The sequence below is a fragment of the Frankia sp. Cppng1_Ct_nod genome (assembly GCF_920656135.1).
Taxonomy (GTDB): Bacteria; Actinomycetota; Actinomycetes; order Frankiales; family Frankiaceae; genus Protofrankia; species Protofrankia meridionalis.
On record NZ_CAKKTK010000124.1, the window covers coordinates 1 to 8,090 of the forward strand.

The following is an 8,090-nucleotide window of genomic DNA, read 5'->3' on the forward strand; positions in this document are numbered from 1 at the left end:
TAACGGTCAGTCGCGGCGCAGCGTCACGCCCTGCGCGTTGAAGAAGAAGCCTCCGGCGGTGACGATGGCCCGACGGGCGTCGGGGACCTGGCGGTCTCCGGCCAGGCCCTGCAGCTGGTGCACGGCCTCCCGGACGTGACCCGAACCCTGTGTGCCGCCTTCGGACAACGCGCCGCCGTGGGGGTTCACCGGGACCCGACCGTTGATCAGAATACGGTTGGTCTTGTCGTCCCAGTGTTCCCTGATGAAGTGGCCCGCCTCGCCGGGGCCGCAGTAGCCGACGTTCTCCAACCAGTTCAGCGTGATGATGGTGAAGCCGTCATACGGAAAGTAGACGTCGACGTCGTCGATCCAGAAGTCGCTCTTCGCCTTGAGGGTTTCCACGACGACCTGCTGCCCGTGCTGGCGAAGGCTGGGTGTCTGGTCCTCCTCGTGCTTGTCGACCATGCCCAGCGCCGCGGCCTGGACGAGAACCGGCGGGTGCGGCAGGTCGCGGGCACGCTCCGCGGTCGTGACCACGAAGGCGTCCCCGCCGTCCACCGGCACGTCCATGTCCAGCATGCACAGGGGCCAGCGGATCATGCGTGCGGACAGGTAGTCGTCCATGGTGAGGGGCTTGCGCATGGCCGCTGCCGGGTTGGCGGCGGCGTTCGTGCGGTCGTTGATGGCGACGTAGCCGAAGTGCTCCTTCGGGACGCCGTACTCGTGCATGTACCGGGACGCCCAGGCTGTGTATCCGACACCGCCGAAGATCGTCTCGGGTCCGGCGGTGACACCGGCGCCCGCGGCCGAGGGACGGCGGAACGGGTCCTTCAGCGCGGACGCGGTGCCCCACGCCTCCCGGTAGGCGGCGTGATAGACGAGTGCGACCTCGCACAGGCCGCTGTGAACCGCGCTCACGGCGGCGGCGAGCTGGTTCACGAACGGGATGAAGGGCTCGGCGAACCAGGTGACCTCGGGAATACCGAGGATCGTCTGCAGCTCGGAGGCCGGCGGTGTCGAGCCGGAGATGCCGTCGACGTCGGCCGCGGTCAGTCCGCAGTCACGCAGCACCTTGATGCAGGCCTCCGCGGCCCAGGACGCGCGGCTCCGCTCGGTGTTGCGAGGCTGGAAGCCCGTGGTGGCCGCGGCGGCGATGGCCACCTTGTCCTTCATCGGGTTACGGCTGCTGGTCATCGGCCCGTCTCCGTTACCGCCGTCGCGCCGGTGCCGGCGCCCGTTCCGGTCAGGCGGAACACCGGGACCGGTGTGCCGGACCGTTCGATCCAGTCGAGTTCGACCCGGTCCGCGATGTGGATCGCGTCGTGCGCAGCCCCGACGACCGTGCTGGTGAACCGCAGCCCCTCCTGCTCGTCGAGCGCGACCGTGACGACCGGGTAGGGAGTGGAGTAGTCCACCCCCTCGGCCGGCGGCCCCTGGTGCAGGAAGACCGTCATGAAGATGCTGCCCTGCCCCGCGACCTCGGTGGGAACGATGTTCCACGACCAGCACGCCGGACATACCGGCTTCGGTGGGTGTCGCCAGATGCCGCAGTCGCCACAGCGGTTGATTATCAGTCGGTGGGCGAGCCGGCCCCGGTAGTGCGCGGCGTTGTCGCGGGTCAGCGTGTGCCCCGGGAAGCGGGTCACCAGTTCCTCGTCGCTGATCGGTTCGCCCATCTGGCCTTCTCTCTTTCCGTCTTTCCGTCGCGGCACGCGGTCCGCCGCCCACCCTACGGTTAGCCAGGTTAGACGAATAGACTGCTTGTCCGTCACGGGTGGGGAGCGGACAGGCGTGGACCGCGGCTACCTGAGGTGTGCCTGGACTGTTTCGGTCACCAGCGCCGGTGGATCCAGCGGTTCTCCCACCAGTTGCGGACTGCGGTTGGCCGCGAGGACGGCCATCTCGTGCAGGTTCGTCCAGACTCCGAGCGCCGGACCGGTGGCTCTGCCGGTGCCGGGTAGAGGCCGGTGGTGTCGCGTACCCACGCGAGTGCCGCGCCATGGCCGTGCAGTACCGCCACTGCCCGGTCGGCAGCCTGATCGGACTGGCCTAACAGATCATCGACCAGTGCGTGCGCGCGGGTCCGGTCGTCTCCTGCGGTCTTGAAGGTGGATCTTACGTGCTGAGCCCGACCGCCGGCCGCCCAGTGCGAGATTCCGGTCGCAGGCGAGAGTCGTTCACCGGTGTGTCGGGAGGCCCTGGGAACCGGTGGTCTGCAGCGACTGCTTCTGGAGCCAGGACAGGACGGCGTCCGCGACTTCGCGCCAACCGCTGTCCAGCGCCAGTGAATGACCGCGGTCGGGAAACTCCCGGTATTCCGTCACCGTGGGGGCGCTGAGGTACTGCTTCAGGGTGGATTTGATGATCGTCGCAGGAACGGTGTGGTCCTTGCCGCCGGCGATCAGCAGGAGAGGTCCCCGCTTCGCGTTGCCGGTGTCGACGTGCGCCGGGGACCGCGACGAGAAGGTGGCCGAGGCGGCCTCGAACAGCGGTCTCCCCGGCGACGGGACGACCCACCGCTCGAACAGCTCGTCGGATTCCTGCTCGGGCAGCATGTTGCCGAACCCGTAGCGAAACTGCTGGGATGTCAGGGACACGGCGCGCCGCTTGTTGGCGGGGTTGCGCAGTGCGACGGAGGCGACGCGCAGCGCCGACGGCGGCAGGTACACCACACCCTTGATCGGCGCCGCGTCGATCGCCACCGCGGCAGCGGCGAGGTCCTGACCGAGAAGCCGCTGGGCGATCAGGCCGCCGAAGGAGTGGCCGATGACGATCGGTTTCGTCTCGAACGATTCGATGATCTTTGCATAATGGTCGACCACGTCGTTGATCCCGTACCCGGCCACCGCCTCAGGCCTGCGCCGGGCCTCCTCGACGGTGCCGGGCTCGCCCGGCCAGGCCGGCGCGACCGGCTCGTAGCCGTTCTCCCGGAACAGTTCGGCCCAGGCGCCCCACGAATCGGAGTGCAGCCACAGACCGTGGACGAAGACGACGGGAACGCGATGCACGGACATGTTCTCTCTTTTCCTGCTGCTACGGAATGGACACGGAATGGACATTGCTACGGCCATGCCGGACACCTGCACCCTGGCCGTCCGACAGGCTCCGCAGGTCGTGGCAAAGCCTGTGATGGTCAGGAATACCCACAGGCGACGGGCGTCACGCCGCCAGGCAGGAAGATCCCGCGGTATCAGCGGGTGTCCGGTATCAGCGGGTGTAGTCGCGGTCGGGGAGGCTGACGGCGAGCACCGCGATGTCATCGCTGCCGCCGTCCGGCCCGGTCATCGCACCGGGCAACTGGTCGCACAGCTGGTCGGGAGCGGTGCCGGCCAGGCGGGCCGCGTGATGGTGCAGGCGGGCGAGGCCGTGGTCGAGCGCCGCGCCGCGGGTTTCGATGAGGCCATCCGTGTACAGCAACAACGTGCCGCCGTGGGGAAGCACGGCGGTGTGGTCGTGCCGGTCGGTGGTGGGATCGACGCCGAGGAGAAGGTCTTCGGACGCGGTGAGGAACCGGTGGTGTCCCTCGGGGTGAAGCAGCAGGGGCGGGGGGTGGCCGGCGTTCGACCAGCGCAGGAAGAACTGTTCCGTCCCGTCCAGGGCGAAACAGCGGAGGTGCGCGACGAGGGCGGTGGTGAGGACGTCGACGCCGAGGCCCGCGGTGAGCCGGTCGAGGCGGCTAAGGACGGCGGCGGGTGTTTCGTGACGGTCGTAGGCGCATCCGCGCAGCAGGTTCCGTAGCTGCCCCATGCATGCGGCCGCGGTGAAGTCGTGGCCGGCCACATCGCCGATGACGAGGGTGAGGGTGCCGTCGAGGAGGGTGAACGCGTCGTACCAGTCGCCGCCCAGATCGGCGCCTTCTCCGGCGGGCAGGTAGCGGGCGGCCAGCCGCAGACGGCCGACGTCGGGGAGCCGGGTGAGCATGCCGGCCTGCAGGACCGCGGCGGCGTTGCGTTGCAGGTCGTACAACCGGGTGGCCTCGACGGCGAGGCCCCGGGTCACTTCCGCGACCAGGGCGAGGCGTTCGTTCGCCCGCTCGGCCTGCCGCTGCGCGGCCTGCGCCTTCCGGCCGGCGGTCTCCGCGTCGGTGCGGGCCGCCTCCGCCGCCCGCCGGGCCGCCTCCGCCTCGCGCCACATGGCCTCGGTGTGACTCATCGCGGGGGTGGTTCCGCTATCCTGACCAACCGTCGGCCTCCAGACCCTGCCGCGGTCCGTGCTCGGACGGATGCTGGTCCCGGACGCGGCGTGCCCCTCGAAGAGGGGATCGTGCCTTCACTATGACGCGATTACCGTCAACCCGCTACACCACCCTGATCGGACGGGTTGTCGGGCTTTCCTGGAGCAATGGAGGTGATCTATCCAGCTGAATGTCGGAAATTATCGGATCGGATTTCCCGGCGGATGGCAGGTTCTGTCGCGGGCCGACGGGACCTCCGGATATTACGCTCCTATGGGGTGAACCGGATATTTTCCGGATTTCGTGCGGGACCTCTCATTCGACTCGAGGATTTAGGTCCAGGGTGAATGTACCTTCGATCTGTTGGGGGATTGTCCAGGCGGATATGCTCGGCACGGAGGCGCCGCGCGACATCCTTATCGTCGACCGAAAAGCGGAATATCCAGCTGAAACCGACGTGGACAAGGTAATGTGGGTAGCGATGCCGAGGAAGACCGTTTCGATGACTTCTCTGTCCGTCGACGTCAGTACCGGAATCGACGCGGAGAACGCCGAGAGAATACCGTCCCCGAGTATCGGCCGGCGCCTGTTCGCGCTGGCTTCCTGGCTGACGACGCCGTTGTTGCCCGATGACTACCTCGAACTGGTTGATCCACTCTGGTCGTCCCGCGGGCTGCGTGGCCGCGTCGAGGCCGTCCGGCCGGAGACCGGGGACGCCGTAACCCTCGTGATCCGTCCCGGTCCGGGCTGGAACGGTCATCAGGCCGGTCAGTACGTCCCGGTCGGCGTCGACGTCGACGGTGTGCGGCACTGGCGGACGTATTCGCTGACATCGGCGCCGGAGCACCCCGACGGTTGCATCACGGTCACCGTCAAGGTGGTTCCCGGCGGAGGTGTCTCCCCGTACCTCGCGCACCGGATTCGGGCCGGGACCGTTCTGCGGCTCGGGCCTGCGCAGGGTCGGTTCGTGCTGCCGCGGCCACTTGTGTCGCGGTTGCTGTTCCTCACCGCGGGCAGCGGGATCACACCGGTGATGGGCATGCTGCGCAGCCTGGCCGCGCGCGGCGAGATGCCGGACGCGGTCCTGGTGCATTGCGCGCCGACGGCTGATGACGTCATCTTCGGCGCCGAACTGCGAGGGCTGGCAGTGCGGTTCCCGAGCCTGCGGCTGTATGAGCGCCACACGCGGGTGGACGCCGGTGACCCGCACCGCGGCCGTCTCACCATGGCGCAGCTGTCGATCATCTGCCCGGACCACGCCGAGCGGGAGGTGTGGGCATGCGGACCCCGCGCGATGCTCGATGACGCCGAGGCGCACTGGCGCCACGCCGGGATCGCCGGCCGGCTGCACGTCGAGCGTTTCCATCCGGTCCGACCGGCCGTGGTCTCAGGGGGAGGGGCCGGGGGAGGGGGACGGGTCCGCTTCGTCGGCAGTGGGCGGGAGGCGGACGCCGACGGCGGCACCCCGCTGCTGACCGTCGGCGAGGCCGCCGGCGTCCTCATGCCCAGCGGCTGCCGGATGGGCATCTGTCACAGCTGCGTGACACCGCTCGTCTCGGGCCGCGTCCGGGACCTACGGACCGGTCGGGAGCACGGTGATGAAGGCGAACTTATCCAGACGTGTGTGTCGGCCGCGGCCGGCGACGTCGAGATCGATCTGTAGTGCGAACCGTAGGGGAAAAAGGATGACTGTCACCGACCATCTCACCGAGGCCGACATCGAGGAGTTCGGCCATGAGCTCGACCGGATCCGGGACGAGGTGATCGCGAACCGCGGCGAGAGCGACGCTCGCTACATCCGCCGGGTGATCGCGGTCCAGCGCGGCCTGGAGGTGGGCGGCCGGACCGTGCTGTTCGTTGCCTTCCTGCCACCGGCCTGGCTCGCCGGCACCGCGATGCTGGCCACGGCGAAGATCCTGGAGAACATGGAGATCGGCCATAACGTCCTACACGGGCAGTGGGACTGGATGCGCGATCCCGAGATCCACTCCACCACCTGGGAGTGGGACTCGGCGTCCCCCGCCGAGCAGTGGAAACATTCGCACAACTACATACACCACACCTACACCAACGTGCTCGGTAAGGACCGCGACATCGGCTACAGCGCGATGCGGGTCAGCCCGCGGCAGCCGTGGCATCCGGTCTACCTCGCCCAGCCGTTCTACAACCTGGCGCTCGCGGCGTTTTTCGAGTGGGGAATCGCGATCTATGACGCCGAACTCGAACGGGCCTGGCGAGGCGAGAAGAGCTGGAACGAGACGCTGCGGCAACTGCGGGGCGTGGTACGTAAGGCCCGGCGCCAGGTCGTCAAGGACTATGTGGCGTTTCCGCTGCTCGCCGGCCCCGCTTTCCTGCCCGTGCTGCTCGCCAACCTTACCGCCAACGCGGCCCGCAACATCTGGGCGCATACGATCATCTTCTGCGGTCACTTCCCTGACGGGGCCGAGTTCTTCACCGCAGAACAGATCGAGGGGGAAACCCGGGGTGGATGGTACGTTCGGCAGGTGCTGGGCTCCGCCAACATCGACGGTTCTCCGTTCCTGCACATCATGAGCGGCAACCTCAGCCATCAGATCGAGCATCATCTGTTCCCCGACCTGCCCAGCAACCGGTACCCCGAACTCGCTCCGCGGGTGCGCGACCTCTGCCAGCGGTACGGGCTTCCCTACACCACCGGATCGCTGATCCGCCAGACCGCGCGTGTCTGGAAGCGCATCGTCGAACTGGCTCTTCCCGGGCCGAAGTCACAGCCTGCCGGTGTCGCGTCGGCCAGGCCCGAACCCGTGTCCGCCGCAGCCGTCTGACCGTACCGGGACGTGATTTTTGCCTGACGACCAGCAGGTACCGGCGCAGGTCTCCGCTGCCGGCCAGGGCCGGGTGGTCACCTGCGACCTCGTCTTCCGCGTCCTGGAACCCGCACTGATCGCGTTGCAGGTCGCTGCCGCGAGCGGTGCCGGTCAGGTGCGCGCCGAACGGCTCGACACGGCGACGGACACAACGATGCTTCCGGTACCGACAGAACTGGCCGCACCGCACGGCGGACGACTCCACCTTCTGCAGGCACCCCGCGGAACCCTGTCCGTGTCCTACCGTGCGGAGCTGTCCCACGGGGTGGAACTCGACCAGCCGGTCGCCGGACGCCGGCCCCCCGGCGCCGTCCCAGGTCCCGAGCTGGTCGACCTCGAGCAGGTCACCTATCTACGGCCGAGCCGTTACTGCCCATCGGATCATGTAGTCGGACTCGCGGTCGCCGAATTCGGCGGCCTGCCACCGGGACGGCCCCGCGTGGACGCGGTCGTGGCCTGGGTGCATCACCGGGTCGGCTACGTCGCGGGATCCAGTGCGGTCCACGACACCGCCGAAGACACCCTGCTCACCGGGCAGGGCGTGTGCCGGGACTTCGCCCACCTCGGCATCACGCTGTGCCGCGCGCTGCAGATACCCGCCCGTTTTGTCGCCGTCTACGCACCCGGCCTCACCCCCATGGACTTCCACGCCGTCTTCGAAGCCTGGACCGACGGTGCATGGCGGGTGTACGACGCGACACGCAGGGCTCCCCGGTCCAGCCTGGTCCGCATCGCGACCGGCCGGGACGCCGCAGACACCGCCTTCGTCAGCGTCCTGCGCGGCATCGCCACCCTTCAGTCGATCGAGGTCACCGCGACCGTCACCGGCAGCCTCCCGGTCGACGACCACCAGGCCGACGTCCAGCTCACCTGATGCGGCGCTCCCCGGCCGGTACCGGTACCGGTACCGGGGTCCATTGCCTTCCTTCATGGCGGGGGCTATACATGCGTTAGCACTCACCAGGCTCGAGTGCCAACCACTGGTGCGACGGGATGCCTGGGCCTCAGCCTGGATCACCCCTTCCGTCGCGGGGCCGCGCCGGCGGCTGGCACTCCTTCACGCGAGATGACCTCAGGAGGCAGCACGT

At 68.5% G+C, this 8,090-nt stretch carries 7 protein-coding genes; 3 read left to right on the forward strand and 4 right to left on the reverse strand.

The features are described 5' to 3' along the window. Nucleotides 1–6: 6 nt before the first annotated feature. From NBW77_RS21305 to NBW77_RS21320, 4 genes are all read right to left on the reverse strand, one after another. Nucleotides 7–1,176, reverse strand: coding sequence for a thiolase C-terminal domain-containing protein (locus NBW77_RS21305; protein WP_250280227.1), 1,170 nt, complete (start codon nucleotides 1,174–1,176; stop codon nucleotides 7–9). Beyond that, nucleotides 1,173–1,658 carry a Zn-ribbon domain-containing OB-fold protein gene (locus NBW77_RS21310; protein WP_250280229.1) on the reverse strand — a complete coding sequence of 162 codons (486 nt, stop codon included), beginning with the start codon at nucleotides 1,656–1,658 and terminating at the stop codon, nucleotides 1,173–1,175. The genes NBW77_RS21305 and NBW77_RS21310 overlap by 4 nt, the downstream gene beginning before the upstream one ends. 501 nt (nucleotides 1,659–2,159) lie before the next feature. Then, a complete protein-coding gene (locus tag NBW77_RS21315; RefSeq protein ID WP_131747775.1) occupies nucleotides 2,160–2,996 on the reverse strand; it encodes an alpha/beta hydrolase in 837 nt (278 codons plus the stop codon). 193 nt (nucleotides 2,997–3,189) lie between these two features. Further along, nucleotides 3,190–4,134: a PP2C family protein-serine/threonine phosphatase gene (locus NBW77_RS21320; RefSeq protein ID WP_131747774.1), complete on the reverse strand. Its 945-nt coding sequence runs from the start codon at nucleotides 4,132–4,134 to the stop codon at nucleotides 3,190–3,192. 524 nt (nucleotides 4,135–4,658) lie between these two features. Between NBW77_RS21320 and NBW77_RS21325 the strand changes: the two genes are divergently transcribed. Genes NBW77_RS21325 through NBW77_RS21335 form a run of 3 tightly spaced genes read left to right on the forward strand, consistent with a single transcriptional unit; the run spans nucleotide 4,659 to nucleotide 7,876 of the window. Further along, the gene (locus NBW77_RS21325; RefSeq protein WP_131747773.1) at nucleotides 4,659–5,819 is read left to right on the forward strand and encodes a ferredoxin reductase; all 1,161 of its coding nucleotides are present in this window, start codon (nucleotides 4,659–4,661) and stop codon (nucleotides 5,817–5,819) included. A 22-nt stretch (nucleotides 5,820–5,841) separates the two neighbouring features. Further along, a complete protein-coding gene (locus NBW77_RS21330) occupies nucleotides 5,842–6,960 on the forward strand; it encodes a fatty acid desaturase family protein (protein ID WP_131747772.1) in 1,119 nt (372 codons plus the stop codon). Between the two features lie 19 nt (nucleotides 6,961–6,979). Continuing rightward, nucleotides 6,980–7,876, forward strand: a complete 897-nt coding sequence (locus tag NBW77_RS21335) for a transglutaminase-like domain-containing protein (protein WP_242606002.1) — start codon at nucleotides 6,980–6,982, stop codon at nucleotides 7,874–7,876. The last annotated feature ends 214 nt before the right edge of the window (nucleotides 7,877–8,090 follow it).

What these genes read in the sequence shown, in the direction of transcription:
- NBW77_RS21310 (WP_250280229.1), bottom strand. Translation starts at nt 1,658, where the DNA reads ATGGGCGAACCGATCAGCGACGAGGAACTGGTGACCCGCTTCCCGGGG.
- NBW77_RS21325 (WP_131747773.1), top strand. Translation starts at nt 4,659, where the DNA reads ATGACTTCTCTGTCCGTCGACGTCAGTACCGGAATCGACGCGGAGAAC.
- NBW77_RS21305 (WP_250280227.1), bottom strand. Translation starts at nt 1,176, where the DNA reads ATGACCAGCAGCCGTAACCCGATGAAGGACAAGGTGGCCATCGCCGCC.
- NBW77_RS21315 (WP_131747775.1), bottom strand. Translation starts at nt 2,996, where the DNA reads ATGTCCGTGCATCGCGTTCCCGTCGTCTTCGTCCACGGTCTGTGGCTG.
- NBW77_RS21320 (WP_131747774.1), bottom strand. Translation starts at nt 4,134, where the DNA reads ATGAGTCACACCGAGGCCATGTGGCGCGAGGCGGAGGCGGCCCGGCGG.
- NBW77_RS21330 (WP_131747772.1), top strand. Translation starts at nt 5,842, where the DNA reads ATGACTGTCACCGACCATCTCACCGAGGCCGACATCGAGGAGTTCGGC.